The following is a 26,370-nucleotide window of genomic DNA, read 5'->3' on the forward strand; positions in this document are numbered from 1 at the left end:
GGTCATCAGGGTCCGGTCACTAAGGTGCAGTACATGAGCGATCGCGCGGGTGTGCTGCACGTGAAGGGCCGGGTCCTCGTCGGACCCGACGACGTCCGGGACGAGCTGTGGGTCGTCGACGGCCGGATCTCCTACGACCGTCCCGCCGGCGCCCGCGACGTCCGGACCGTCGAGGGCTGGGCCCTGCCCGGCCTCGTCGACGCGCACTGCCATGTGGGCCTCGGTGCGCACGGCCCGGTCGACGACGGCACCGCGGAGAAGCAGGCGCTGACCGACCGCGACGCGGGCACCCTGCTGATCCGCGACGCCGGCTCGCCCTCCGACACCCGCTGGGTCGACGACCGCGAGGACCTGCCGAAGATCATCCGGGCGGGCCGGCACATCGCCCGCACCCGCCGCTACATCCGCGGCTATGCCCACGAGATCGAGCCGGAGGACCTGGTCGCCTATGTCGCCCAGGAGGCCCGGCGCGGCGACGGCTGGGTCAAGCTGGTCGGCGACTGGATCGACCGCGACCTCGGGGACCTGGCCCCCACCTGGCCACGGGAGGCGGTCGAGGCGGGCATCGCGGAGGCCCACCGGCTGGGCGCCCGGGTCACCGCGCACTGCTTCTCGGAGGACTCCCTGCAGGACCTGGTCGAGTCGGGCATCGACTGCATCGAGCACGCGACGGGACTGACCGAGGACCTGATCCCGCTGTTCGCCGAGCGCGGGGTGGCGATCGTCCCCACCCTCGTGAACATCGCGACCTTCCCGAAGCTGGCCGACGGCGGCGAGTCCAGGTTCCCCCGCTGGTCGGCCCATATGCGCCGGCTCCACGAACGCCGCTACGACACGGTCCGCTCCGCCTACGACGCCGGCATCCCGGTCTTCGTGGGCACCGACGCGGGCGGCACCCTGCCGCACGGTCTGGTGGCGGCCGAGGTGGCGGAACTGGTCACCGCCGGCATCCCCGCGGTCGAGGCGCTCGCGGCGACGACCTGGTCGGCCAGGGCGTGGCTCGGCCGTCCCGGCCTGGAGGAGGGGGCGGCGGCGGACCTCGTGGTGTACGAGTCCGACCCGCGGGAAGACGTACGGGTGCTGGCGGCGCCTCGACGGGTCGTCCTGAACGGGAAGATCATGGGCTGAGGCGGCCGTTGCGTCTGTGGCTGTGGAGAACGTGCGTGCCCTGAGGTTCGAAAACCTGCACGGGAAACGCACGAAGGGGTGAATGCCCGTCAGGAAGCTGACCGTACACCCCGCATGCGCGATTCTTGGCAGGTCCCGAGCAAGTCTCCTCCGAGGGGTCCCCACCTTGAACGGCAAGAACCTCCGCATGCCCGCACGCCGTCTCGCCACCGTCGCGACGGCCACCGCCCTGGCCGTCGGCCCCGCGGCCCTGGCCGCCGCGGGACCCGCGTACGCGACCGGTGACGAAGGGCGCGCGAGCGCCGTCGTGCTGCGCACCGGGCTCGACGTGTCCCTGCTCAACAAGACCGTGAACGTCCCGCTCGCGGTCTCCCTGAACGAGGTGCAGGCGCCCGAGAGCGCCGAAAAGTCCACGCTGACGGCCCAGTTGAACGGCGTGGACGGCGGAAAGCCGTTCAGCGTGCTGAGCGCGGAGGTTGCCTCGGCGAAGGCCACGGTCGCCGACGGCAAGGCCGAGGGGTACACCAACCTCGCCCACGCCAAGGTCCACGTCCCCGGTCTGCCGCTGCTCTCCCTCATCGAGGTCGGCCAGGTCACCTCCAAGGCGACCTGCGAGGCCGGGAAGACGCCGACCGCCTCGTCCAACCTGCTGGGTGACGTCACCGTGCTGGGCAAGAAGGTCACCCTGACCGCGGGCGGCACCACGAAGGTCGAGGTGCCGGGCGTGGGCGACGTGCGGCTGGACTACTCCAGGACGGAGAACACGTCGCGTACGGCAGCCGCCACCGCCCTCGAACTCAAGGTCTCCGTCAACCCGTTGAAGCTGAACGTGGCCGACGTCCAGGGCACCCTGACCCTGGCCGAGGCGACCTGCGAGACGCCGGACGCGCCCGCGCAGGAAGCCGACCCGAGTGTCGACCCCAGTGCCGACCCGGGCACCGGTTCGGGCGGCGACGTCAAGCCCCAGGGTGACTCCGCCGAGGACGGCCTCGCCGAGACCGGCGGCAGCTCCATGACGCCGTACATCGCGGGCGGCGCGGTCGCTCTGCTCCTCGCGGGTGGGGGAGCGGTGGCCCTGGCACGGCGCGGCAGGAGCTGATCCCGCCAGGAGACGCCCCCCTCCGGGAGAGTCCGCCCGGTCAACAGCCCTTCTTGTCAGGGCTGTTGACTGGCGTCTGAAAACGTTTTAGCTTCCCCTCACTCCGACTTCGAGAGACGAGGGGATCAGTGGAGCGCAAACGCTTTCAGTCCCGCGCCCTCCTCTTGCTCATGCTCCCCGGCCTCGCCTACTTCCTGCTGTTCCACTACGGCGCCCTGGCCGGCAACGTCATCGCCTTCAAGGAGTACGTCCCCTTCGACGGCCTCTGGGGCAGCCCCTGGGTGGGCCTCGGCAACTTCCGGCGGATGTTCGAGGACGGCGCGTTCTGGGACGCCGTCCTCAACACCGTGTGGATCGCCGTCCTCCAGCTCGTCTTCTACTTCCCGGTGCCGCTCGCCCTCGCCCTGCTCCTGCACAGCCTCACCTGGAGCACGGTCCGCCGCTTCGTGCAGTCGGTGGCGTACCTGCCGCACTTCATCTCGTGGGTGATCGTCGTCGCCCTGTTCCAGCAGGTCCTCGGCGACACGGGACTGCTCAACTCGGGCCTCGAAGGCATGGGTTGGCGAACCGTCGACATCATCGGCGACCCCGACGCCTTCCGCCCGCTGGTCGTCGCCCAGGTCATCTGGAAGGACGCCGGCTGGGGCACGATCATCTTCCTCGCCGCCCTCGCACAGGTCGACGAGCAGCAGTACGAGGCCGCCGCGATCGACGGCGCCGGCCCGTGGCGCCGCTTCTGGCACGTCACGCTGCCCGCCATCCGCCCGGTGATCGTGCTGCTGCTGATCATGCGGCTCGGCGACATCCTCTCCGTCGGCTTCGAGCAGATGCTGCTCCAGCGCGACGCGGTCGGCCCCGAGGCCGCCGAGATCATCGACACCTTCGTCTACTACCAGGGCATCGTCGGCGGCGACTACGGATTCGCCGCCGCCGCGGGCCTGTTCAAGGGCGTCATCGGCGCGCTGCTCGTCTACGCCGCCAACAAGGTCGCCCACCGCCTCGGCGAACAGGGGGTCTACAAGTGAGCAGCCGGGTCCGTCCGGTCCGCCCGGTCCGTCCGGGGTGGATGGAGAAGCCGAAGCCGGTGACCCAGGCCGGCAAGGCGCTCGCCCTCGCCGCCGTCGTCCTCCTGGTCTGTGTGCCGTTCCTCGTCATCGTCTCGACCTCACTCGCCTCCACCGACGAGGTCGTCGCGAACGGCGGCTGGGTGCTGTGGCCGACCGAGCCGAGCCTCGACGCCTACCGCGACATCCTCGACGGCGGCATCGTCACCCACGCCCTCGGCGTCAGCGCGGGCGTCACGACCGTCGGCACCCTGCTCAGCCTCGCCTGCACCGTCACCCTCGCCTACGCCCTCTCCCGCCCCGGCGTCTTCGGCGGCCGGCCGGTCCTGCTGCTCGTGCTGTTCACGTTCCTCTTCCCGCCCGGCATGATCCCGAGCTTCCTGCTGGTCAAGGAGCTGGGGCTGCTGGACAGTTACGCCTCGCTCGTCCTGCCCGTCCTGGTCAACGTCTTCAACCTGGTCGTCCTGCGCGGCTTCTTCCAGGGCATCCCCGAGGAGCTGTACGAGGCCGCACGGCTCGACGGCGCGGGGGACTGGCGGGTGCTGTTCTCCGTCGTACTGCCGCTGTCCAAGGCCGCGTTGGCCGTCGTAGGCCTGTTCTACGCGGTGGCGTACTGGAACTCCTGGTTCTACGCCTCGCTCTATCTGGAGAGCGACCACTGGCCCCTCCAGCAGGTCCTGCGCACCTATGTGATCGCGGGCTCCGGACTCACCGACGCCACCACCGGCGAGGGGACGGTCACCGCCCCGCAGACCGTGCAGATGGCGGTGCTCGTGATCGCCACCGTGCCGATCCTGCTGGTCTACCCCTTCCTGCAGAAGTACTTCACCAAGGGCGTGCTCACCGGCGCCATCAAGAGCTGACAAGCCGACACGAGGTGATTCACCCATGCCCCGCATGTCCCGACGAACCCTGCTCGGTTCCCTGGCCGCCGCGTCCGTCCCGGGTGTGCTGACCGCCTGCTCCACGGGCTCCGGCGACAGCGACGTCTCCAACGCGGGCAAGAAGCTCGCGCCCTGGCCCTCGTACACGCCCGCCCCGGGCCCCAAGCCGGACCTCGCCCCCACCGAGGCCGGCGTGCAGGCGGGCTACACCGCCTACCCCTCCGACCTGGTGCGGTCCGTCTCCCGCCCGCCGGGCGACGGCTCCACGGTCAAGGTCATGTCGGTGTCGTTCGGCACGCCCCCGAAGCCCGCCTCCGCCAACCGGTTCTGGGCGGCCGTCGAGAACGCCCTCGGCGTGAAGATCGAGTACACGATCGTCTCCCAGGCCGACTACCAGAAGAAGATGGCCACGGTCATGGCCGGTGACGCCGACACCCTGCCGGACATCATCAACCTCTTCTCCGGGTTCGTCCTGCCCCGCGAGGCCGAGTTCGTGCAGCGGCGCGCCGAGGACCTCACGCCGTACCTCTCCGGCGACGCGATCGCCGACTACCCCAACCTCGCGAACATCCCCACCCACGCCTGGCGCGACATGGGCCGCATCGGCGGCCGCGTCTACGGCATCCCGCTGGAGCGCCCGCTGCCCGGCTCCACGCTCTGGCTGAATCAGGGCATGTTCACCGACGCCGGTATGAAGGAGGGCTGGACGTCCGGGGACTTCGCCGCCGTGGCGAAGCGGGCGACCGGTGGGAGGGCGTACGCACTCGGCGCCGCCAACGGTTCCCTGTTCGGCAACGCCGTGCACTCCGCCGCCCACAACGCGCCGCAGAACTGGGCCGTCACCGAGGACGGCACGTTCCGGCCGGGCTGCGCCGACGAACGCTACAAGGCGGCCATCGCCTTCCAGACGCAGCTCCGCAAGAACGGCTCGTACCACCCGGACGCCACGTCCGTCTCCCAGATCGACCTGACCACCCTCTTCTACAACGGCACCGTCGGCTCCATGCAGGACGGCTTCGGCGCCTACCTGCCCAAGTACCGGGAGGCACCGGACGGGATGACCCCGGCCGCAGCCCTGCCGTACAGCGTCGACGGCACGCCCGGCGGGATCGTCGCCGCACGCCGCTCCTTCGGTCACACCGTCCTGAAGACGGCGAAGAAGGAGCGCATCGAGATGCTGCTCCGCGTCCTGGACTTCCTCGCCGCCCCCTTCGGCAGCAAGGAGTGGGAGCTGGTCCACTACGGCGTCGAGGGCACCCACTTCACCCGCGCCAAGGACGGTTCCCCCGAGCCCACCAAGCTGGGCGAGGTCGAGAACAACACCAACCTGCCGCTGAAGTACCTCGCCGAGGGCCCGCAGGTGCTGTTCGTGCCGGGCATGCCCGATGCCGTACGGGCCCTGCACACCTGGCAGCGCAAGGTCGTGCCGCACGCCGTCCGCGACGCCTCCTTCGGCCTGCAGTCCCGCACCAAGAACGCGCAGGGCACCACCCTCAAGGCCCTGCTCGACGACACCGTCACCGGGATCGTCGCCGGGCGCGTCCCGCTGTCGGAGTGGGACGCGACCGTGAAGAAATGGCGTGCCCGGGGCGGCGACAGAATGGCCGAGGAGTTCGCGAAGGACTACGCGGCCAACGGGGCCAAGGCCTGAACAGCCGCTCGTGGAACAGGAGATGCGGGGGATGGGGAACGACATGGCGGACACCGGGTCCAAGCGGCGGGTCACGATCCGCGAGGTCGCCGAGCGGGCGGGCGTGTCGATCGCCACGGCGTCGCGCGCGCTCAGCGGCAACCATCCGGTGCCCGCCTCGACCCGGGCCCGCGTGCTGCGCGCCGCGCGTGACCTCGACTACGTCGCCAACGCGCACGCCCGTGCCCTGGTGGGGGGCGGCCGGAAGATGGCCGCCGTCGTCGTCCGCCAGGTCACCAGCCCCTTCTACGCCCAGGTCGCCGAGGGCGTGGAGGCGGAGGCCGCCGACCGGGGCTGGCTGTGCGTGGTCGGCGCGACCGGCGGGGATCCGCAGCGCGAGATGGAGTTCGTGCAGCTGATGCGGGAGGAGGGGGCGCGGCTGGTGATCCTGGTCGGCGGGGTCGTCGAGGACGACGCCTACCGGGAGCGCGTCGCCCACTACGCCCAGGCGCTCGACTCCTCCGGTGCCCGACTCGTGCTGTGCGCACGCCCGGCGCCCGGCCCCGAGATCCCCGCGCTGGTCGTGGAGTTCGACAACGAGGCGGGCGCCCGGGCGATCACCGGTCACCTGCTGTCCGCCGGGCACCGCCGGATCGTCTTCCTCGGCGGGCTGCCCGGCAACACCGCGCTGGAGGCGCGCGTCGCCGGCTACCGGGCGGCGCTCGCCGAGCACGGGGTGCCTGCGGCGGCTGCGCGGGTCGTCGACTGTGGGCTCGGTCGTGCGGCGGGTCTGCGGGCGATGGCCGAACTCCTCAAGGAAACGCGGGAGTTCACTGCGGTGGTTGCCGGGGACGACATGGTCGCCGCAGGGGCGCTGCGTGCCATTGCCGACGCCGGCCTGAGGGTCCCTGAGGACATCTCGGTCGTCGGGTACAACGACATTCCGTTGGCCGAGGACTTCAATCCGCCGCTGACGACGGTCCGTACGCCCGCCGAGGAGCTTGGTCGGGCCGCCGTGCGGATCGCTCTGCGTGATCCTGAGCATGCCGGTGGGAACCATCATCTGCTCGGTACGCACATCGTCGTGCGCCGTAGCGTCGCTTCACCTCGGGTGCCGTAGGCGACTGCGGGTGGTTTGTGGCTGGCCGCGCCCACGCGGCGGAGCCGCATGTCGATGCAGCCCCGCGCCCCTGAAGGGGCGCTCCCGTCGCCCCCAACTTCATGGAGGACCGAAACCCGTATGACCGCGCCGCATGTGTCGCCCCCCGACGACCCGACGCACCTTCCCGGGCTTCCCCCGACCGACCCGACCCTCTCGCCCCGCACCGGCTGGACCCGCGCCCACTGGGAGGCGATCGCCGACCGGCTCCTCGACGGGCTGCTGCCGTACGCCGCACCGGGCTTCGCCCAGTACCGCCTGCCCGGACCGCCCAGCCACTCCGGCCCCTGGTCCGACGGCCTGGAAGGCTTCGCGCGCTCCTTCCTCCTCGCCGCCTTCCGCATCGCGGGCTCCGGCGGCCGGGTCGGCCCGGCTCTCATCGAGCGGTACGCCACCGGCCTGGCCACCGGCACCGACCCGCACCACCCCGAACACTGGCCCCCCATCACCGACCGCGCCCAGCCCATGGTCGAGGCGGCCTCCGTCGCCATCGCCCTGCACGAGTCCCGCCCGTGGCTGTGGGACCACCTCGACGACGCCGTACGGCAACGGGTGTGCGCCTGGCTCGGCGCCTTCGTCGGCGCGGACGTCAATGACTCCAACTGGCGGCTGTTCCAGGTCATCACCGAGGAGTTCCTCGCCTCCGTGGGCGCCCCGCACAGCCGGGCCGAGATCGACGCCGGGCTGGCCCGCCTGGACGACTGGTACCGGGGCGGGGGCTGGTACACCGACGGCGACGGGCGGAAGTTCGACTACTACAACGCCTGGGCGCTGCACCTGTATCCGGTGCTGTGGGCGCGGATCGCGGGGTCACGGGCGGATACGGCCACCGTGGCTCGCCACCGTGCCCGGCTGCGCGAGTTCCTCGCCGTCCACCAGCACTTCTTCGGCTCCGACGGCGCCCCCGTCCACCAGGGCCGCTCCCTCACCTACCGCTTCGCGACCACCGCCCCGCTGTGGGCGGGCGCCCTCGCCGACGCCACCCCGCTCCCGCCGGGCCGCACCCGACGTCTGGCGTCCGGTGCGCTGAAGCATTTCGCCGAGCGAGGGGTGCCCGACTCGCGAGGCCTGCTCACCCTCGGCTGGTACCGGCCCTTCCTCCCCGTCACCCAGCGCTACTCGGGCCCCGCCTCCCCGTACTGGGCGAGCAAGGCCTTCCTGGGGCTGCTGCTGCCCGCCGACCACCCCGTCTGGACGGCACCGGAGGAACCCGCCGCCGTGGACACCGAGGACGTGACCCTGGCCCTGCCCGCCCCCGGCTGGCTGCTGCACTCCACCGCGGCCGACGGGATCGTACGGCTGGTCAACCACGGCAGCGACCGCCTCCCGCCCCCGCCCGCCACGGCCGACGACAGCCCGCACTACGCCCGGTTCGCCTACTCCAGCGCGACCGCCCCCGAAACGCCGGGCGTCGACAACCACATCGCCCTGCTGGGTCCCGACGGAACGCCCTCCCGGCGCGGACGCATCCATCCCCTCGGCGCCGAGGGCCGGCGGGCCGGATCCTGGCAGGACGGCCGTATCGAGACCGTCAGCGTCGTGCACGGGCCGTGGGAAGTGCGGGTGCACCGCCTCGACGTACCGCCCGACACGCCCGTGCGGGAAGGCGGTTGGGCGGTGGCCGACGACACGGCACCCCCGGTCGCGCGCACCGGCCCCGGCCGGGCGCTGGCCCGCCGGTCGGACGGGCTGACCAGCGCGGTCGTCGGCCTGTACGGCTGGGACGACGCCGAGGCGGCGGTCGTGCGCGGCGTCGGCAGGAACGCCGTGGGCCACCACTCGGCGACTCCGGTGCTCCAACTGCCCGCAGGCGCCCGGCTGTTGGTGACCCTCGTCATGCTGAGCGCGGCCCCGCACCCGCCGCTCACGGGGGCGAGCGCGACCGTCACCGCCGACGGCACCGTGGAGATCCGCTTCCCGGACGGCACCCCGGAGCGGGTGCCCCGCCGGGCTCAGCGGCGCGCCAGAGCCATTGCCTGATCCAGTGCCCGCAGGAACCCGTTGACCGTCCCCCGGTCCCGCACCGCCAGCCGCAGCCACTCCTCGCCCAGCCCGGGGAAGGTGTCCCCACGCCGCACCGCGAACCCGAGCTCGCGCAGGTGCCGGCGAACGGCGGCCGCCCTCGGCAGGCGTACGAGGACGAAGGGACCCTCGGCGGGCTCGACGACCCGGAGTCCGGCCGACGCGAACTCGCCGAGCCCCGCGACGAGATGGGCCCGGTCGGCGGCGAGGCGGTGGGCCGCGTGGCCCGCCTCCGCCAGAGCCGGGGACGACACGCAGGCCTCGGCGGCGGCGAGCGCGGGCGTGGAGACCGGCCACAGGGGCTGGGCGCGTTCCAGGTCGGCGATGGTGTCCGGGGCGGCGAGGACATAGCCGATGCGCAGACCGGCCAGGCCCCAGGTCTTCGTCAGGCTGCGCAGCACGACCAGGCCCGGTACGTCCGTCCGCCCCGCCAGCGCCTCCCGCTCACCCGGCACCGCGTCCATGAACGCCTCGTCCACCACCAACGTCCGCCCCGGCTGGGCGAGTCGGGCGATGGACGCGGCCGGGTGGAGCACCGACGTCGGGTTCGTGGGGTTGCCGATCACCACCAGGTCGGCGTCCTCGGGGACGGCCGCCGTATCGAGCCGGAAGCCGTCCGCCTCCCGCAGCAGCACCCGGTCGACCGTGTGCCCCGCGTCCCGCAGGGCCGCCTCCGGCTCCGTGAACTGCGGGTGCACGACGACCGGCCGGCGCACCTTCAGCGCGCGGGCGAGGAGGACGAACGCCTCCGCCGCCCCCGCCGTGAGCAGCACCCGTTCCGCCGGCAGCCCGTGCCGCGCGGCCACCGCCGCCCGCGCGGCCCGCCCGTCCGGGTAGGCCGCGAGGGAGCCCAGCGACCCGGCGATCAGCTCGCGCAGCCAGGTGGGCGGCGTGTCCGCGCGGACGTTCACGGCGAGGTCGACGAGCGCCGAGCCGTCGTCGCGGACCTCGGCGTCGCCGTGGTGGCGCAGGTCGTGCGCCTCAGTGGGCATGGGAGTGGCTGCCATGGTGGTGGCCGTGGTCGTGATGACCGTCCCCATGGTGGTGGTGGCCGTCGTCGTCCGGGTGGAAGTGCGGCTGCTGGGGCATGCCGACCTTGTCCTCGAAGCCGGGCAGCGCGATGCGGTACACGCACGAGTCGCAGTTCATCCGCAGGTCGCCCTTCAGCGCCTCCTCGTACCGCTCCATCACCAGGTCGAGGAGCTCCGGCTCCGGGCCGATGACGTCCCCCGAGCGCACCTCGACCTCCGGGTGCGCGGCCGCCCAGCCCTCCGTCTGCTGCCGCACCCGGTCCGGCAGGATGCCCGTGAACAGGAAGTAGGGCAGGACGACGATCCGCTTCGCCCCCAGCTTCACGCACCGGTCGAGACCGCTCGGCACATCCGGCGCCGCGAGCGACACGAACGCCGTCTCCACGCCCGCGTATCCGCGCCCCTCCCACAGCAGCCGCGCCGCCTTGTGCACCTCGGCGTTGGCGTCCGGGTCGGTCGACCCGCGCCCGACGAGCAGCACGGTGACGTCGGCCCGGTCGCCGGGCGTGCGCCCCTCCGTGCCGAGCGCCTCGTCGAGCCGCCGTTCGAGGACGGACAGCAGCGACGGGTGCGGGCCGAGCGGGCGGCCGTAGGTGTACGAGATCCCGGGGTGCCGCTCCTTCTCGCGGGCCAGCGCCGCCGGGATGTCCCCCTTGGCGTGCCCGGCCGACACCAGCATCAGCGGCACCGCGGCGAAACGCCGCACGCCCCGCTCGACCAGCTCGGTCACGGCCTCGCCCAGGGGCGGCGGGGACAGCTCGATGAAGCCGCCCGCGACGGGCAGGCCGGGGTGGCGGGCCCCCAGCTCCCGGACGAAGTCGCGGAACGCCTCGGCTCCGGCATCGTCCCGGGTGCCATGACCGGCGATGAGCAGGGCGGGCGGCGGGGTGGTCACGATTTCTCCTCGGAATCTGAAGTGGGGTGGTACAGCAGAGCGTTGAGTGCGGCAGCGGCGACCGCCGAACCGCCCTTCTCGGACACGTTGCTCACGGCGGGCAGCCCGCTCTCGCGCAACGCGGCCTTGGACTCGACCGCGCCGACGAAGCCGACGGGCAGACCGATGACGAGCGCGGGGGAGGCATCGAGGGTCAGCAACTCCTCCAGCGCGGTGGGTGCGTTGCCGATGACCCAGAGCGCGCCCGGGCCGACCTGCTCGTAGGCGAGCCGGATCGCGTGCGCCGAACGGGTCAGCCCCGGCCCGGCCACGGCATCCCTGAGCCGGCACACGGTCTCGCGCCGGGTGATGCCGGCCCCGACCATCTCCACATCCACGACGACGGGCGCGCCCGTGTGCAGGGCCGCGTGCGCCTTCTCCAGGTCGCCCTCGTCCGTGACGAGATCGGTGGCGTACTCCAGGTCGGCCGCGGAGTGGATGACCCGCTCCACCACCGCCCGGGTCAGCGGCGGGAAGTGCGAGGTGTCCAGGCGGGCGCGCAGCCGCCGGTAGGACTCCTCCTCGATGGGATGAACGACGCGGTTCACTCGGCCTCCTGCCAGCGGTAGCCGCGCGGCGTCACCATGCGCCCCGCGATGTCCCGGGTCGCCGTGTTGCCCACCGTCACGACCGTCATCATGTCGACCGTCGCCGGGTCGAGGGTGCCCAGTGTCGTGAGCCGAGCGGACTCGTCCGGCCGTGACGCGTTCCGTACGACACCGACCGGCGTCGTGGGCTCGCGGTGCTCGGCGAGGATCGCGAGGGCCTTGGGCAGCTGCCAGTCCCGGCCCCGGGAACGGGGGTTGTAGAAGGTGACCACGATGTCCGCCTCGGCCGCGGCCCGCACCCGCCGCTCGATGACCTCCCACGGTGTGTGCAGGTCGGAGAGGCTGATCGACACGTGGTCGTGCCCGAGCGGCGCACCGAGGATCGCGGCGGCCGCGAGCGCGGCGGTGACGCCCGGCACCCCGATCACGTCGATGTCGTCGGAGGCCTCGGCGAGCGCGGGGGAGGCCATGGCGTACACGCCGGCGTCACCGCTGCCGATCAGCGCGACCGCCTGCCCCTTCCGGGCCTCCGCGACGGCCGTCCGGGCCCGCTCCTCCTCGGCGCCGAGCCCCGACTCCAGGACCCGCGTGCCGGGCCGCAGCAGGTCGCGGATCTGGTCGACGTACTGGTCGAGCCCTACGAGCACGGAGGCCCGCCGCAGCTCGGCCTTCGCACGCGGGGTGAGCAGGTCCCGGGCGCCGGGTCCGAGCCCGACGACCGCGAGCCGCCCGCGCCCCGGCCGCCGTACGACGGCACAGGTCGCCATCGCCGGCTGCCCGTCGGCGCGCTCCGACTTCCGCTTGGGTACGAGGAGTTCGCCGCCGCCCACGAGAGCGGCGGCCTCGGCGACCGAGGGGGTGCCCACCGCGGCGAGGGGCGCCTCGGAGGGGTTGGGGACCTCGACGGCGGCCAGCTCCTCGGCGGAGTGGGTGACGAGGGGGACGCCGAGGCGTTCGGCGGCCTCGACGATGCCGGGTTCGTCGGCCTTGGCGTCGACGGTGGCGAGTTCCGCGAGGGACTTGGGGGACAGGCCGGCGTCGCCGAGCGCGCTCTCGATCAGCCCGAGCACCTCGTCGACGGGGGCGCCCTTGGAGGCACCGACGCCGACGACGAGGGACGGCGGGCGCAGGACGACCTCGTGCTCGGCGACGGTCTCGACGAGCCGATCCGTCAGACGGACGGTGCAGGAACCCTCGGCGGCGACCGGGAGCGGCGGCAGCGGCCAGGCCAACTCGGCCTTCAGAGCCACCGCTTCACCGTCGAGCAGGGCCCGCGAGACCCCGGCGACATCGCCCTCCACCGGGAACCCGAGCGTGTCCAGACCGGGCAGCCCCACGGCATCGGTCGCCGTCGTCACCACGGGCTCGGCCCCCAGCAACTCCCCGACCTCCCGGGCGAGTTCATTGGCCCCGCCGCCATGCCCGCCGACCAGCGACACGGCGAACCGCCCGCCCTCGTCGACGCACACCACGCCCGGGTCGGTCGCCTTGTCACCCAGCAGCGGGGCGATCAGCCGTACGACCGCTCCCGTCGCGAGAAAGCACACGAGCTGCTCGCACTCCGCGAACGCCCGCCGTACGGCGTCCCCGACGGGCCCGTCGTACACGCGCACGCGCTCCGGCCACGCGGCGACCAGCCGGTCCCGCGCCGCCGCCCCCGCCGCGGTGGCGGAAATGAGGCCGATCACTGGGCAACTCCTTCGCTACGGCCGTCGGGCCTGACACCCCACAGCAGAAAAACGGGATTGGTCGCCGCCAGCCGGGTGACGTCCCCCGGCAGCGGCGCGAGCCGCGACGACTGCAACAGCACTCCGTCGCAGTCGAACCCGGCACTCTTCAGCGCCTCACGGGCGGCCGGTACCCGGTCGAGCGCGGCCATGGCGACGACCACCGTGCGCCGGGCGCGCCGCGCGCAGGCGGTGACGACGGCGGGCAGTTCGCGCCCGCCGCCGCCGACGAACACGGCGTCGGGGTCGTCGGCGAGACCCGCGAGCGCGTCCGGCGCCGCGCCGTGCACCACATGCACGTCCACGCCGTGTGCGGCGGCGTTGGCGCGGATCCGCGCCACCCCGTCGGGTGCCTTCTCGACGGCGACGGCCGCCGCCCCGAGCCGGGCGCACTCCACGGCCACCGAGCCGGAGCCCGCGCCGACGTCCCACACCAGGTCGCCGAGCCGTGGGCCCAGCCGGGCCAGGGCCAGCGCCCGCACCTCGAACTTCGTGATCATCGAGTCGCGGTGCGCGAAGTCGGCCTCGCCCAGAGCCCATCCGGCGGGCCGTACGTCCGGCCCCGCGAGCGTCCGCACCGGGCCGAGCATCCGTGTCCTGTCCAGGCACAGCACGACGCTCACCGCCGTACCCCAGTCACGGGCCGCCGCCTCGGCGGGCGACACCCGCTCCACGCGCTCCCGCTCGGGATCGCCCAGCGCGGAGGCCACCACCAGCACACGCCCGCTGTCCCGCAGGGCCGCACCCAGCTCGGCCGGTCCGGCCCCCGGCCCGGTCAGCACGGCGACCTTGGGATGCGCCCGGCAGACATTGACGGCCGTCCGCGGATCCCGCCCATGCGCGCTGACGACGACCGCGTCGTCCCAGGTCAGCCCGAGCCGCGCGAAGGCGGTGGCGACGGACGACACCCCTGGCCGCACATCCAGCCGCTCCGACCCGAACCGCTCGGCGAGCGCCCGCACGATCCCGAAGAACCCGGGGTCGCCGGAGGCCAGCACCAGGACCGGCCGATCCTTCGCGACGTACTCCTCGACCGTGTCGAGGGCGGCCGAGAGCGCCCCGAGCACGACCCGCTCCACCCCGTCCGGCAGCCGTACGGCCTCCAGATGCCGCCGCCCGCCGACGACCAGCTCGGCATCGGCGAGGACGTCCTCGGGCAGCGGCGCCCCCGTCCCCGTACCGACGACCGTGATCGGCCGCTCGCGGATCGGCCGCTCGGAGGTCACGTGCTCGCCCCGCGCTCGCGCAGCGCCCGCCGCGCCTGCGGGTCGGCCTTCCGGTACCCGTGGAAGTGACCGGGGTGGTAGAGGTGCGAGCGGGTGCCGTGCGCGTCGAGGGCCGGGCCGACCAGGAACAGGGTGTGCTTCCAGAGCTTGTGCTCCTTGACGGTCTCCTCCAGCGTGCCGATCGTGCACTTCACGACGAGCTCCTCCGGCCAGGTCGCCTGGTAGGCGACGACGACCGGCGTCGACGTCGGATACCCGCCCTCCAGCAGCTCCCGCACGAGCTGCCCGCTACGGGCGGCCGACAGGAAGATCGCCATGGTGGTCCCGTGCTTGGCGAACTCCCGCACCTCCTCGCCGGGCGGCATCGGCGTCTTGCCGCCACCGAGCCGGGTGAGGACGACGGACTGCGCGACCTCGGGGATCGTCAGCTCCCGCTGGGCGAGCGCGGCGACGGCGGAGAAGGCGGAGACCCCGGGCACGACCTCGGTCTCGACGCCGATCCCGGCACACCGGTCGAGCTGCTCCTGCGTACCGCCCCAGAGGGCGGGGTCACCGGAGTGGATGCGCGCGACCTTGAGTCCGGCCTCACGGGCCCGCTCGTACACGGCGACGACGTCCTCCAGGGACATGGTCGCCGAGTCGAGGATCTCGGCGTCCTCACGCGCGTGCTGGAGGACCTCCGCCTGCACCAGGCTGGCCGCCCAGATCACGACGTCGGCCTCGGCGATGGCACGCGCGGCGCGGAACGTCAGCAGATCGGCGGCGCCGGGGCCGGCACCGACGAAGGTCACCTTGCCGGTGGGGGCATCGGCCATGGGGAATCGGTCCTCTCCTACAAGGGGGTTCAGGGGATCAGCGGGGACGGGCGGCGGGGCGTTGCCCGGGACGTCGTACGGGCGTCAGAGCTTGCCGCCCCGCCCGCCGTCGCGCCGCGCGGGGGCGATGAGCGTCGAGAGATAGGGAAGGGGCGTGCCGCCGAGCTCGGCGGCCGGCCGGATCGACTCCTCCTCCAGCCCGAGTGCCGACCCCCACACCGCGTCCCCGAGCCGCCCGGTCTCCCGCAGCGCCTCGGCGACCTCCCGCGCCTGCCGGCCGAACTTGTAGGCGACGACGGTGCCGGGCCCGGCGAGAGCCTCCTTGAGCACGGTCGCCCCCGCCGTGACGGGCACGAGCGTGAGCGGCTCGGTCCCCTCGGTCAGCACGGCACCCGACCGCGCGGCGAGGTCCTGCATGGCGGTGATGCCAGGCACGGTCTCGACGACGGTGTCGGGCACCAACTCGCCGATGGTCTGGGCGAGATAGGTGAAGGTCGAATAGACATTGGGATCACCGATGGTCGCGAAGGCCACGGCGGCATGCCCGCGCAGCAGCTCGGCCACCCGCTCGCCCGCCGCGTCCCAGGCGGCCTCGCGCCGCCCCCGGTCGGTCCGCTCATTGAGGGCGAACACGACCCGCACGACCTTCTCCTCGGGCACGTAATGCAGCACGGTCGCCTCGGCGCGTCCACGCTCACCCGTGTCCATCACGGGTACGACGACGACATCGGCGGCCCGCAGAGCGTTGACGCCCTTGACGGTCACCAGCTCCGGGTCGCCGGGACCCACCCCGACTCCGATCAACCTGCTGCTGCTCATGACGTCCGGCACCTCTCCACGAACCGACGGGCGACACCGGGCTGCGAGGCCCAGTGCGTGTGCAGATAACTCGCGTGCACGCCCTGCTGTACGAAACCTTCGACCCGCCGTTGAGGGGCGCGCACCCCCCAGGCGGGCGCCGCCCCCGAGCCGGGCTCGACGACGGTCCGATGAAACTCGTGCCCCCGCATCCGCGTCCCCGCCCCGGCGAGCACACTGTCACTCACGGCGACGGCGTCCCGATACCCGAGCGTGAGCCGCTCGCTCATCCGGGCACCGGCATCGAGCACCCCGCACATGGGCTGCCCGTCCAGCTCCCGACAGAGATAGAGCAGCCCGGCACACTCGGCGGCGACGGGAGCGCCGCTCAACGCGAAGTCACCGATGGCCTTGCGCAGGGGTTCGTTGGCGGACAGCTCAGCGGCGTACACCTCGGGGAACCCGCCCCCGATGACCAAGCCCCGGGTGCCGTCGGGGAGTTGCTCGTCACGGAGGGGGTCGAAGGGGACGACTTCGGCACCGGCGGCGGCGAGAAGCTCGGCGTGCTCGGCGTAGGAGAAGGTGAAGGCGGGACCGCCGGCGACGGCAACGCTCACACGCCGGTCGCCATTCTTCAGCCCGTCTGGGGGTGCCCCCTCTGGGGGAGTTTGAGGACGAGGCCGTTCAGGCCGATCGGGGGTCCAGGGGGCGGAGCCCCCTGGCGGGGTCGAAGGGGCGGAGCCCTTGGAGGTCGGGACGGGAAGGGGCGGCGGGGGCGCTGCATCCATCAGCGGCTCCGCCGCGGGAACCAAGACCTCACCCGCATCCCAAGCCGCACACGACAACACACCCGCACCCCGCGCCAGCGCGACCAACGCCTCCAGATCGCACCCTGCGGAAACCTGCGCCGCCATCGCCCCCACGGCCTCCACAGCGGCAGCGTGCCGCTCGGCGACCGGCACCAGCCCCAGATGCCGCGAAGGCGTATCCACCTGCGCAACCCGCCGCAGCACCCCCAGCACGGGCACCCCGGCCGAGTCCAACGCCTCCCGCAGCAACTCCTCATGCCGATCCGACGCGACCTTGTTCAGGATCACGCCCCCGACCCGCACCTCCGGATCCCACGAAGCGAACCCATGCACCAGCGCCGCAACGGACCGAGACTGCGACGAAGCGTCCACGACGAGCACCACCGGCGCCCGCAGCAACTTCGCCACATGCGCGGTGGACGCCAGTTCCCCTTCCCCCGCGGCCCCGTCGTACATCCCCATGACGCCCTCGACGACAGCGACGTCACACCCGCGCGCCCCATGCAGAAACAACGGCCCGATCAACTCCGGCCCGCACAGATACGCGTCGAGATTCCGCCCCACCCGCCCGGTGGCGAGCGAGTGATACCCGGGATCGATGTAGTCCGGCCCCACCTTGTGCGGAGACACGGCGAGCCCCCGCGCGGTGAGCGCGGCCATCAACCCCGTGGCGACGGTGGTCTTGCCGCTGCCCGAGGAGGGCGCGGCAATGACCAGCCGAGGGACGGACGAGGACGAGGAGGAGGACATCACGCGATCACCACTCGATGCCCCTCTGGCCCTTCTGACCCACATCCATCGGGTGCTTCACCTTGGACATGTCGGTCACCAGGTCGGCGAACTCGACGAGCTTCTCGGGCGCGTTCCGCCCGGTGATCACGACATGCTGGGTACCGGGCCGATCACGGAGCACGTCGACCACCTCATCGGTGTCCACCCACCCCCAGTGCATCGGGTACGCGAACTCGTCGAGCACGTACAGCTTGTACGTCTCGGCCGCCAGGTCCCGCTTGACCTGCTCCCAGCCCTCCCGGGCCTTCTCCTCGTTGTCCATCTGATCGTCACGCTGCACCCACGACCAACCCTCACCCATCTTGTGCCAGTCGACGGACCCGCCCTCACCACTTGCACCGAGCACCCGCAGCGCGTTCTCCTCGCCGACCTTCCACTTGGCCGACTTGACGAACTGGAACACCCCGATGGGCCACCCCTGGTTCCAGGCCCGCAGGGCAAGCCCGAACGCAGCGGTCGACTTGCCCTTCCCGACGCCCGTGTGCACGACGACAAGCGGCCGATTACGACGCTGACGAGTCGTCAGTCCATCGTCCGGCACCACACTCGGCTGACCCTGAGGCACTACGCGGCCCTCCTCTGTACGTCCTTCACCAGTCCGGCGATCGAGTCCGCCCGCAATTCGTCCAGCGTCACCGCCGTACCGCCCAGCTCACCCGCGAGCTGCCCCGCGAGCCCCAGCCGCACGGGCCCCGACTCGCAGTCCACGACCACGGACGCGATCCCCTCGGCGGCGAACAGCCGCGCCGCCCGCCCGGCCAGCGCGACCGGCTCCGGCCCCCCGGTGGCCCGCCCGTCGGTCACGACCACGACGAGCGCCCGCCGGGCCGGATCCCGCAGCCGCTCCACCCGCAGCACGTCATGCGCCTTCAGCAGCCCGGCCGCGAGCGGCGTCCGCCCACCCGTCGGCAGGGATTCCAGCCGGGCCGCCGCCGCGTCCACGGACGACGTGGGAGGCAACGCCACATCGGCAGCAGCCCCACGAAACGTCACCAGCCCCACCTTGTCCCGCCGCTGATAGGCGTCCAGCAGCAGCGACAGCACAGCGCCCTTCACGGCACTCATCCGCTGCCGCGCCGCCATCGACCCCGAGGCGTCCACGACGAACAGCACGAGATTCCCCTCACGCCCCTCCCGCGTCGCCTGCCGCAGATCGTCCCGCCGCAGCACCAGCCCCGGACCCGACCGCCCCCGCGCCCGCTGATGCGGCGCTGCGGCCTGCACGGTCGCCGCCAGATGCAGCTTGGTCAGCGCGCCCCGGGGTCGCCGGGCCCCGGTGGTCCGCCCGTGCTCGGTCCGGGCCCGCGAGCGCCGCCCGGCGGCGCCCTCGCCGATGCCCGGCACGCTCAGCACCTTGGCCCGGAAGGGCTCGGCGGCGCGCACGGCCTGCTGCTCGCCCGAACCGGCCCCCGAAGGCTGCGGCTCCCCGCTCTCCCCGGCCTCGGGACGCGCGGCGGTGTCTCCACCCTGAGGCCCGCCGTCGTCGGACTGCGGCGGCTGCCCGCCACCCCCGCCCCCGGGCCCGTCCGGATCGGGATCCTCGTCCCCCTCCCCGGAGAACTGCTCCAGCGTGTCGTCCAGCTTGTCCTCGTCAAGCCCCGGCGCGTCAAAGGGATTACGCCGCCTGCGGTGCGGCAGCGCGAGCAGCGCCGCCTGCCGCACATCCTCGGCGAGCACATCCGTCCGCCCGGCCCACGCGGCCAGCGCGGTGGCCGTACGGGCCATCACGATGTCGGCCCGCATGCCGTCCACCTCGAAGGCGGCACAGGTCGCCGCGATCTGCCGCAGCGCCCCGTCGCCCAGCCGCACCGACGGCAGCAGCTCCCGCGCCGCCACGATCCGAGCCCGTACGGCGGCCTCCTCGTCAGCCCACCGCGCGGCGAAGGCGGCCGGGTCGTCGTCGTACGCGAGCCGCCGCCGTACGACCTCCACCCGCTGGTCCGGCTCCCGCGAGGCCGCGACCTCGACGGTCAGCCCGAACCGGTCGAGCAACTGCGGCCGCAGCTCGCCCTCTTCGGGGTTCATGGTGCCGACGAGCAGGAAACGGGCGGCGTGCCGGACGGAGACGCCCTCGCGTTCGACGTACGAGGCGCCCATCGCCGCCGCGTCCAGCAGCAGGTCGACCAGGTGGTCGTGGAGGAGGTTGACCTCGTCGACGTAGAGGATCCCGCGGTGGGCGTCGGCGAGCAGGCCGGGCTCGAAGGCCTTCACGCCCTCCGCCAGCGCCCGCTCGATGTCCAGCGCGCCCACCAGCCGGTCCTCGGAGGCGCCGACGGGCAGTTCGACCATGCGGGCGGGGCGCTCGGTGCCCGCCCCGGCCTCGTGCGGCCCGCCCGGGCACGCGGGGTCGGGAGCGCTCGGGTTGCACGAGAAACGGCATCCGGCGACCACCGGCACCTCGGGCATCAGCGCCGAAAGCGCCCGTACGGCCGTCGACTTGGCCGTGCCCTTCTCGCCGCGCACCAGCACACCGCCGACCGCCGGTGACACGGCGTTCAGCAGCAGCGCGAGCCGCAGGTCGTCCTGGCCGACAACGGCCGTAAAAGGGAAGGGAGTTGTCACTTCTCGTCGCCCTCCAAGTCGCCTTCCAGCTCCAGGTAGGTGGCCCGCAGCCGCTCCAGCGTGTCGGCGTCCGGCTCGGCCCACAGCCCGCGGTCGGCGGCCTCCAGGAGCCGCTCGGTGATGCCGCGCAGCGCCCACGGGTTGGACTTCTTCATGAAGTCCCGGTTCTCGGCGTCGAAGACGTACTCGGCCGACAGCTTCTCGTACATCCAGTCGTCGACGACCCCGGCCGTGGCGTCGTACCCGAAGAGGTAGTCCACGGTCGCCGCCATCTCGAAGGCGCCCTTGTAGCCGTGCCGGCGCATGGCCGCCATCCAGCGGGGGTTGACCACGCGGGCGCGGAAGACGCGGTGCGTCTCCTCGCCCAGCGTGCGGGTCTTCACCTGGTCCGGAGTCGCCGAATCACCCACGTACGCCTCGGGGTTCGCGCCGGTCAGGTGCCGCACCATGGCGACCATGCCGCCGTGGTACTGGAAGTAGTCGTCGGCGTCGACGAGGTCGTGCTCGCGCGTGTCGACGTTCTTCGCGGCGACGTTGATCCGCTTGAACGCGGTCTCCATGTCCCCGCGCGCCGCCCGCCCGTCGAGCCCGCGTCCGTAGGCGTAGCCGCCCCAGACGGCGTACACCTCGGCCAGGTCGGCGTCCGAACGCCAGTTCCGGGCGTCGATCAGCGGCAGCAGGCCCGCGCCGTACGCGCCGGGCTTGGAGCCGAAGACACGGGCCGTCGCGCGCCGCCGGTCGCCGTGTTCGGCGGTGTCCTCGTCGGCGTGGGCGCGGACGAAGTTCCGGTCGGCCGGCTCGTCCAGCTCGGCCACCGTCCGCACCGCGTCGTCGATCAGCCCGACCACGTGCGGGAAGGCGTCCCGGAAGAACCCGGAGATGCGCACTGTGACGTCGATGCGCGGCCGCCCGAGCTCCGCCAGGCCGATCACCTCGAAGCCGGTCACCCGGCGCGAGGCGTCGTCCCACACCGGACGGCAGCCCAGCAGTGCGAGGATCTCGGCGATGTCGTCGCCCTGGGTGCGCATCGCGGACGTGCCCCAGACCGTCAGGCCGACGGACTTCGGGTATGCGCCGGTGTCCTGGAGGTAGCGGGCGACCAGCGAGTCGGCGAGCGACTGGCCGACCTCCCAACTGAGCCTGGACGGGATGGCCTTGGGGTCGACGGAGTAGAAGTTCCGGCCCGTCGGCAGGACGTTGACCAGTCCGCGCGTGGGCGAGCCGGACGGACCGGCCGGGACGTAACCGCCGTCGAGGGCCTTGAGGATGTGGCCGATCTCGTCGGTGGTCCTCGCCAGGCGAGGCACGACCTCGTCGCAGGCGAACTCCAACACGGCGACGGCGTCGGGGAGTTCGGCGCCGAGGACGTCACGGACGAGAGCCGGGACGGCCGCCACGTCCCACGACCGGGACTCCATCCCCTCCGCGAGCCGCCGGCACAGCTGCTCCAGCAGGTCGATCGCGTCGGCGGCCGTACGCGACGGGCCCTCGACGAGGTCGGACAGCTCCACCGGCACCTTCACCGGCGCCCCCGGCTCGGCCAGCAACTCCTTCTCGTCGAGCCCGAAATATGCCGCCAGCGAAGCCCGCAGCCCCGGCAGGGCGTTGGCCTGCCCGCCCCACACCTGCGAGGCGCGCAGCACGGCGAGCACGAGGTTGACACGCGGTTCGGCGACCGGCCCGCCGCCGAGGATGTGCAGCCCGTCGCGGATCTGCACGTCCTTGATCTCGCACAGATAGCCGTCGATGTGCATGACGAACTCGTCGAACGTCTCGTCGTCCGGCTGCTCGTCGACATGCAGGTCGTGGTGGAGCTCGGCCGCCTTGACCAGCGTCCAGATCTGCGCCCGGACCGCGGGGGCCTTCGTCGGGTCCAGGTCGGAGACGAGCGCGTACTCGTCGAGGAGCTGCTCCAGCTTGGCCAGATCGCCGTAGGTGTCCGCGCGTGCCATCGGCGGCACGAGGTGGTCGACGACGGTGGCGTGACCGCGGCGCTTGGCCTGGGTGCCCTCGCCGGGGTCGTTGACGATGAACGGGTAGATCAGCGGCAGTTCACCGAGCACGGCGTCCGGCGCGCAACCGCCGCTGAGCCCGAGCCCCTTGCCCGGCAGCCACTCCATCGTGCCGTGCTTGCCCATGTGCACGATCGCGTCGGCGCCGAACGAGTTCTCCAGCCACCGGTAGGCCGCCATGTAGTGGTGCGACGGCGGCATGTCCGGGTCGTGGTAGATCGCGATCGGGTTCTCGCCGAAGCCGCGCGGCGGCTGGATCATGACGACGACGTTCCCGAACCGGAGGGAGGCCAGCACGATGTCGTCGCCGTCCACGTACAGGGAGCCCGGCGGTTCGCCCCACGCCTCCAGCATGGCGTTCCGCAACTCCGGGTCGAGCTTGTCGAACCACGCCCGGTAGTCGGCGAGCGGCACCCGCGCGGGCGCGGCGGCCAACTGGTCCTCGGTCAGCCACTCGACGTCGTGCCCGCCGGCCTCGATGAGCCGGTGGATCAGCTCATCGCCGTTGTCGGGGTACTCGGTGAGGCCGTACCCGGCCGCCTTCAGCGCGTCCAGGACCTGTACCGCCGACGCGGGCGTGTCCAGGCCGACCGCGTTGCCGACGCGCGAGTGCTTGGTCGGGTAGGCGGTGAAGACGAGCGCGAGCTTTTTGTCGGCGTTCGGCTTGTGCTTCAACCGCGCGTGCCGTACGGCGATCCCCGCGACGCGCGCGGCCCGCTCCGGGTCGGCGACGTACACGGGAACGTCGTCCGGGCCCTGCTCCTTGAAGGAGAACGGGACGGTGATGAGGCGGCCGTCGAACTCCGGGATCGCGACCTGCATCGCCGCGTCCATGGGGGAGAGGGCGGCGTCGGACTCGTCCCAGGCGGCCCGCGACGAGGTGAGGCAAAGACCTTGCAGCACGGGGACGTCGAGCTCGGCGAGCCTGCCGATGTCCCAGGCCTCCTCGTCGCCGCCCGCCGACGCCTGCGAGGCGTGCGTGCCGCCCGCCGCGAGGACGGTGGCGACCAGGGCGTCGGCCTTGCCGAGGATCTCGTAGAGCTCCGCGTCCGCACCGCGCAGCGAACCGCAGTACACGGGCAGGGCGTTGGCGCCCCGCGCCTCGATGGCGTCGCACAGGGTGTCCACGAAGGCGGTGTTGCCGCTCAGCTCATGGGCCCGGTAGAAGAGCACGCCGACCGTCGGACGGCCGTCGAGGAGGGGACGCTCGCCGTGGACGCCGTACTCCGGCATCTTCTGCGGCTCGACGAACCCCTCGCCCGTGAGCAGCACGGTGTCGGAGAGGAACCGGGCGAGTTCGGTGAGGTTGGCGGGCCCGCCCTCGACGAGGTACTTCAGCGCCTCGGCCACGACACCGGCCGGGACGGACGACTCGGCCATCAACTCGGCGTCGGGGACGGCCTCGCCGCCCAGCAGGACGGTCGGGACACCGGACGCCTTCAGCTCGGCGAGCCCGTCCTCCCACGCCCGCTTGCCGCCCAGCAGCCGTACGACGGCGATGTCCGCGCCGTCGAGCAGCGCGGGCAGCTCGCCGTCGACGTCCACGCGGGTCGGGTTGCCGATCCGGTAGTCGGCACCGGAGGCGGCGCGGGCCGCCAGCAGATCCGTGTCGGCGGTCGACAACAACAACACAGTGCTCATGCGGGCGCTCCCGGTGGAATGAAAGGCAGTCCTTGCGGCGCGCCCGACTCGATGAGCCGCCAGAGCGCGTCCGTGTCCGCGTGCTGTTCGATCAGATCGCCGAGCCGGTCGAGCTGCTCCTCGCGCAGCGCGGCGAACGACGTGTCGGCGGCCGGCACGAAGCGACGGCCCGCGGCGGCCGCCACCTCACGCAGAAAGGCCCGCCGGAAACCGTCCGACTCCAGCGAGCCGTGCCAGTGCGTGCCCCAGGTCTGACCGATCCGGCAGCCGTCCAGGAAGGGGGTTCCGCCGCTGATCTCGGCGACCCCGTGATGGATCTCGTACCCCTCGACGGGCCCGCCGAGGGCTTCCCCCACCGGCCGGGTGAGGGTCTTCTCCCGGGCGAACCGCACCCGTACGGGCAGGACTCCGAGCCCCTCGACGTGCCCGCGCCGGCTCTCGACCTCGTCCTCGATGTGCTCGCCGAGAACCTGAAAGCCGCCGCAGATGCCGAGGACGGGCCTTTGCTGAGCGGCCCTTCGGACGAGGGCGTCCGCAAGTCCCCGCTCCCGCAGCCAGTCCAGGGCCTTCACGGTCCCCCGCGTCCCCGGAACGACGACGAGATCGGCGTCCGCCAGCTCCTCCGGCCGGTCCACGAACCGCACCACGACACCCGGCTCGGCGGCGAGGGCGTCGACGTCGGTGAAGTTGGACATGAGCGGGACGGCACACACGGCGACGCGGAGCACGTCCTCGCCGACGGGGGCGGAGACCTGGGACTCCCGAACCGCTCCCCGCAGGGAGACCCGCAGCCCGTCCTCCTCGTCGATGCCGAGCCCGTGCTGAAAGGGCAGGACGCCGTACGTGTGCCGCCCGGTGAGGCCGTGCAGCATGTCGAGCCCCGGTTCGAGCAGCGAGACGTCCCCCGGAACTTGTTGACGAGGAACCCGGCAACCAACTCCTGGTCCTCGCGCGACAGCAGCGCCACGGTCCCGAAGAACGAGGCGAAGACCCCGCCACGGTCGATGTCACCGACGACGAGCACGGGCAGCCGTGCGTTGCGCGCGATCCCCATGTTCACGATGTCCGTCCGCCGCAGATTGATCTCGGCGGGAGAACCGGCCCCCTCACAGATCACCGCGTCATACGTGCCCCGCAACTCGGCGAGACAGTCGAGCACGGTCCCGAGGAGTTGCTGCTGCCGCCCGCCGTGATAGCCGCGCGCGCTCAGCTCACCGACCGGCTTGCCCATGAGCACGACCTGACTGCTCTGCTCGCCACCGGGCTTGAGCAGCACGGGATTCATGAGCGCGGTCGGCTCGACGCGACAGGCCTGCGCCTGCATGGCCTGCGCCCGCCCGATCTCGGCCCCTTCCCGCGTCACGAACGAGTTGAGGGACATGTTCTGCGCCTTGAACGGCGCGACCTTGACCCCCTGCCGCACCAGCCACCGGCAGATCCCGGCGGTGACGACGCTCTTGCCGGCGTCGGAGGTGGTGCCGGCGACGAGAAGCCCACCGCCCGTCATGACATACGCCCCTTCACGATGTGGCGCGCGGCGACACTGACGCCGAGCGCGAGCCAACCGACGCGCCGGGAGAGCCGTACGGCACGCTCGATGTCGCGCGTGACGACGGCGCGCCCGGCGGCACCGTTGAGCACGGGCCGGTGCTCGACCCGTCCCCGGTACGACAGGGTCCCGCCCAGCCGCACCCCGAGGGCGCCGGCGAACGACGCCTCGACCGGCCCGGCGTTGGGACTCGGATGCTTGGCGGCATCGGCGCGCCAGGCCTGCACGGCTCCCCGCGGATCGCCCCCCGCCACAGCCGCGAGCACGGCGGTCAGCCGCGCCCCGGGCCACCCGGCGACGTCGTCGAGCCGGGCCGAAGCCCACCCGTACCGCCGGTACTTGGGCGACTTGTGCCCGACCATGGCGTCGAGCGTGTTCACGGCCCGAAACCCGACAAGCCCCGGCACTCCTCCCAAGGCCCCCCACACCAGCGCCCCCACGACCGCGTCGGAGGTGTTCTCGGCGACGGACTCGACCACGGCCCGGGCGATCCCGTCCGCGTCCAGCGCCTGCGGATCCCGCCCGCACAGATGCGGCAGCCGCGCCCGAGCCGCCTCGACATCGCCGGCCTCCAGGGCACGCCCGATGACCTGGGCCTCCCGGGCTAGCGAAGTCCCCCCGACGACGGCCCAGGTGGCGGCGCCGGTCAGCGCGAGGGAGGCGGCGGGAGAGGTACGTACGGCGCGGGCGGCGACGGCTGCGAGCGCTACGGCGCCACCGGCGCACACGGCGGTGTGCAGGGCGCCCCAGCCCCGGTGGTCCCGCCACAACACCCGCTCCACGGCGCCGGCGGCCCGCCCGAACGCGGCGACCGGATGCCCCCGGCGAGGGTCGCCGAGCAGCAGGTCACCGAGAAGTCCGGCGGCGGCGCCGTACGCGAAGACGCGATCGGCACGCATCGGGGTCAGCCGACCGTGGGGTCAGACGCGGGTCTGATACT

The 26,370-nt window shown here is 72.8% G+C and carries 19 protein-coding genes and 1 pseudogene; 7 read left to right on the forward strand and 13 right to left on the reverse strand.

The window, feature by feature from the left end:
* Window positions 1–33 precede the first annotated feature (33 nt).
* From QQM39_RS35400 to QQM39_RS35430, 7 genes are all read left to right on the forward strand, one after another.
* Window positions 34–1,128, forward strand: a complete 1,095-nt coding sequence (locus QQM39_RS35400; RefSeq protein WP_302001653.1) for an amidohydrolase family protein — start codon at window positions 34–36, stop codon at window positions 1,126–1,128.
* A 166-nt stretch (window positions 1,129–1,294) separates the two neighbouring features.
* Complete coding sequence (locus tag QQM39_RS35405) at window positions 1,295–2,227, forward strand: SCO1860 family LAETG-anchored protein (RefSeq protein WP_302001654.1); 933 nt, start codon at window positions 1,295–1,297, stop codon at window positions 2,225–2,227.
* A gap of 170 nt (window positions 2,228–2,397) precedes the next feature.
* The gene (locus tag QQM39_RS35410) at window positions 2,398–3,252 is read left to right on the forward strand and encodes a sugar ABC transporter permease (protein WP_302001656.1); all 855 of its coding nucleotides are present in this window, start codon (window positions 2,398–2,400) and stop codon (window positions 3,250–3,252) included.
* Window positions 3,253–3,293: 41 nt separating this feature from the next.
* Window positions 3,294–4,154, forward strand: a complete 861-nt coding sequence (locus QQM39_RS35415) for a carbohydrate ABC transporter permease (protein ID WP_302003844.1) — start codon at window positions 3,294–3,296, stop codon at window positions 4,152–4,154.
* 25 nt (window positions 4,155–4,179) lie between these two features.
* Window positions 4,180–5,826, forward strand: coding sequence for an extracellular solute-binding protein (locus QQM39_RS35420; protein ID WP_302001657.1), 1,647 nt, complete (start codon window positions 4,180–4,182; stop codon window positions 5,824–5,826).
* Window positions 5,827–5,857: 31 nt separating this feature from the next.
* On the forward strand, window positions 5,858–6,925 hold the full coding sequence (locus QQM39_RS35425; RefSeq protein WP_302001658.1) for a LacI family DNA-binding transcriptional regulator: 1,068 nt from the start codon (window positions 5,858–5,860) through the stop codon (window positions 6,923–6,925).
* A 120-nt stretch (window positions 6,926–7,045) separates the two neighbouring features.
* A complete protein-coding gene (locus QQM39_RS35430) occupies window positions 7,046–8,944 on the forward strand; it encodes a DUF2264 domain-containing protein (protein ID WP_302001659.1) in 1,899 nt (632 codons plus the stop codon).
* On the opposite strand, the gene cobC is transcribed toward QQM39_RS35430, so the two are convergent.
* The 13 genes and pseudogenes from cobC to QQM39_RS35495 all read right to left on the reverse strand — a co-directional run bounded on the left by cobC (window position 8,917) and on the right by QQM39_RS35495 (window position 26,329).
* The gene (cobC, locus tag QQM39_RS35435) at window positions 8,917–9,993 is read right to left on the reverse strand and encodes an Rv2231c family pyridoxal phosphate-dependent protein CobC (RefSeq protein ID WP_302001660.1); all 1,077 of its coding nucleotides are present in this window, start codon (window positions 9,991–9,993) and stop codon (window positions 8,917–8,919) included. The genes QQM39_RS35430 and cobC overlap by 28 nt on opposite strands.
* Window positions 9,968–10,912, reverse strand: a complete 945-nt coding sequence (locus QQM39_RS35440; protein ID WP_302001661.1) for a sirohydrochlorin chelatase — start codon at window positions 10,910–10,912, stop codon at window positions 9,968–9,970. Before QQM39_RS35440 ends, cobC begins: the two co-directional genes overlap by 26 nt.
* On the reverse strand, window positions 10,909–11,499 hold the full coding sequence (locus QQM39_RS35445) for a precorrin-8X methylmutase (RefSeq protein WP_302001662.1): 591 nt from the start codon (window positions 11,497–11,499) through the stop codon (window positions 10,909–10,911). Before QQM39_RS35445 ends, QQM39_RS35440 begins: the two co-directional genes overlap by 4 nt.
* Window positions 11,496–13,187 (reverse strand): precorrin-3B C(17)-methyltransferase, encoded by a 1,692-nt coding sequence (cobJ, locus tag QQM39_RS35450; protein ID WP_302001663.1) that lies wholly within the window; start codon window positions 13,185–13,187, stop codon window positions 11,496–11,498. The genes QQM39_RS35445 and cobJ overlap by 4 nt, the downstream gene beginning before the upstream one ends.
* Window positions 13,184–14,452 (reverse strand): precorrin-6y C5,15-methyltransferase (decarboxylating) subunit CbiE, encoded by a 1,269-nt coding sequence (cbiE, locus tag QQM39_RS35455; protein ID WP_302001664.1) that lies wholly within the window; start codon window positions 14,450–14,452, stop codon window positions 13,184–13,186. Before cbiE ends, cobJ begins: the two co-directional genes overlap by 4 nt.
* Entirely contained in the window at window positions 14,449–15,267 is an 819-nt protein-coding gene (gene cobM, locus QQM39_RS35460) for a precorrin-4 C(11)-methyltransferase (RefSeq protein ID WP_302001665.1), read from the reverse strand. Before cobM ends, cbiE begins: the two co-directional genes overlap by 4 nt.
* Before the next feature lie 84 nt (window positions 15,268–15,351).
* Entirely contained in the window at window positions 15,352–16,098 is a 747-nt protein-coding gene (gene cobI / locus QQM39_RS35465) for a precorrin-2 C(20)-methyltransferase (RefSeq protein ID WP_302001666.1), read from the reverse strand.
* On the reverse strand, window positions 16,083–17,627 hold the full coding sequence (locus tag QQM39_RS35470; RefSeq protein ID WP_302001667.1) for a cobyrinate a,c-diamide synthase: 1,545 nt from the start codon (window positions 17,625–17,627) through the stop codon (window positions 16,083–16,085). The genes cobI and QQM39_RS35470 overlap by 16 nt, the downstream gene beginning before the upstream one ends.
* A 4-nt stretch (window positions 17,628–17,631) precedes the next feature.
* Window positions 17,632–18,231, reverse strand: coding sequence for a cob(I)yrinic acid a,c-diamide adenosyltransferase (gene cobO / locus QQM39_RS35475; protein ID WP_302001668.1), 600 nt, complete (start codon window positions 18,229–18,231; stop codon window positions 17,632–17,634).
* On the reverse strand, window positions 18,231–20,228 hold the full coding sequence (locus tag QQM39_RS35480; protein WP_302001669.1) for a putative cobaltochelatase: 1,998 nt from the start codon (window positions 20,226–20,228) through the stop codon (window positions 18,231–18,233). The genes cobO and QQM39_RS35480 overlap by 1 nt, the downstream gene beginning before the upstream one ends.
* On the reverse strand, window positions 20,225–23,881 hold the full coding sequence (cobN, locus tag QQM39_RS35485) for a cobaltochelatase subunit CobN (protein ID WP_302001670.1): 3,657 nt from the start codon (window positions 23,879–23,881) through the stop codon (window positions 20,225–20,227). The genes QQM39_RS35480 and cobN overlap by 4 nt, the downstream gene beginning before the upstream one ends.
* A pseudogene (locus tag QQM39_RS35490) lies at window positions 23,878–25,388 on the reverse strand (cobyric acid synthase). Before QQM39_RS35490 ends, cobN begins: the two are co-directional and overlap by 4 nt.
* Window positions 25,385–26,329: a cobalamin biosynthesis protein gene (locus QQM39_RS35495; protein WP_302001671.1), complete on the reverse strand. Its 945-nt coding sequence runs from the start codon at window positions 26,327–26,329 to the stop codon at window positions 25,385–25,387. The pseudogene QQM39_RS35490 and the gene QQM39_RS35495 overlap by 4 nt, the downstream one beginning before the upstream one ends.
* Between the last annotated feature and the right edge of the window lie 41 nt (window positions 26,330–26,370).

The sequence above is a fragment of the Streptomyces sp. DT2A-34 genome, from assembly GCF_030499515.1.
Taxonomy (GTDB): domain Bacteria; phylum Actinomycetota; class Actinomycetes; order Streptomycetales; family Streptomycetaceae; genus Streptomyces.